Origin of the sequence: Kitasatospora phosalacinea (genome assembly GCF_000717185.1) — a bacterium.
GTDB lineage: Bacteria > Actinomycetota > Actinomycetes > Streptomycetales > Streptomycetaceae > Kitasatospora > Kitasatospora phosalacinea_A.
Window position 1 is genome coordinate 1 of sequence record NZ_JNYE01000237.1, and the last position, 1350, is coordinate 1350.

1 protein-coding gene is annotated in these 1350 nt (G+C 71.8%); it reads left to right on the forward strand.

The window, feature by feature from the left end:
- The first annotated feature begins 240 nt into the window (after positions 1 to 240).
- Positions 241 to 1332, forward strand: coding sequence for an IS110 family transposase (locus OO57_RS37760; RefSeq protein ID WP_033257435.1), 1092 nt, complete (start codon positions 241 to 243; stop codon positions 1330 to 1332).
- Positions 1333 to 1350 lie beyond the last annotated feature (18 nt).

The following is a 1350-nucleotide window of genomic DNA, read 5'->3' on the forward strand; positions in this document are numbered from 1 at the left end:
CGGCTGACAGTGAGGATGTGTAGTGGCTCCTCCGGCGGGTCTGACCCACCGGCTGACCGACGCCGACTGGCTGTCCTCCAGCGGATTTGTCGGCCCGCACGGAGGGGTCACCGCACGCGACCGGACGGGCGCCCGTGACCTTATAGGAGCTTGGTCAGAAGCCCCGCCACTGTCTTGTCCGCCCGCCCGGCCGGCGCGTGCCGCCACACCGGGATCAGCGAGAGGACGGCGGTGACCAGCATGACGGACCAGACCCTGGAAGTCACAGGCGGCGTGGACACCCATGGCCAGACGCACCACGCGGCGGTGATCGACCGCCTCGGCCGCCACCTCGCCGACCACGAGTTCCCCGCCACCGGCGCCGGATACCGGCTGCTGCTGGCGTGGTTGCGCTCATTCGGCACCGTGGCCGCGGTCGGGGTGGAGGGCACCGGCGCCTACGGCGCCGAACTGGCCCGGACCCTGCGCCGGGCGGGGCTGACCGTCATCGAGGTCGACCGCCCGGACCGCAGGACGCGCCGGATGAAGGGCAAGTCCGACCCGATCGATGCCTACGCCGCCGCGCAGGCGGTGGCTTCCGGCCGGGCGAGCGGCACACCGAAGAGCCGCGACGGCATCGTGGAGGCCATCCGAAGCCTACGGGTCGTGCGCCGCTCGGCCGTCAAGTCCCGCACCCAGGCGGTCAACCAGGCCCGGCAACTGCTGGTCACCGCGCCGGAGAGCCTGCGTGCCCAACTGCGTGGGCTGTCTGCTGTCGCGCTGGCCGGGGCATGCGCCCGGCTGCGACCCGGTGACGACCTGGCCGACCCGGCACAGGCGGTGAAGGCGGGCCTGCGTCGTTTGGGCAGGCGCATCCTGGCGCTCGCCGGCGAGTGCGAGGAACTGGACGCCGAGCTCAAGGCGCTGACCGCCCAGGCAGCGCCGGACCTGCTGGCGCTCAAGGGCGTCGGCCAGGACGTGGCCGGCCAGCTACTGGCCACCGCCGGGGACAACCCCGACCGGCTGCACTCCGAGGCCGCCTTCGCGCACCTGTGCGGCGTCGCACCGATACCCGCCTCGTCCGGACGACGCGACCGCCACCGGCTCAACCGCGGCGGCGACCGCGCCGCCAACCACGCCCTGCACACGATCGTCCTGTCCCGGATGCGCTGGGACGAACGCACTCGCACCTACGTGGAACGGCGAACCGCCCAAGGACTCGCCAAGAAGGACATCATGCGCTGCTTGAAACGCCACATTGCGCGTGAGGTCTACCGCGCCCTGATGCGGTCGATCCACCCCACTCGCACAAACCCGCCAACCACTCGAAGCGACCTCACCGAAGCCGCTTGACATCCATAGGAGCATCCG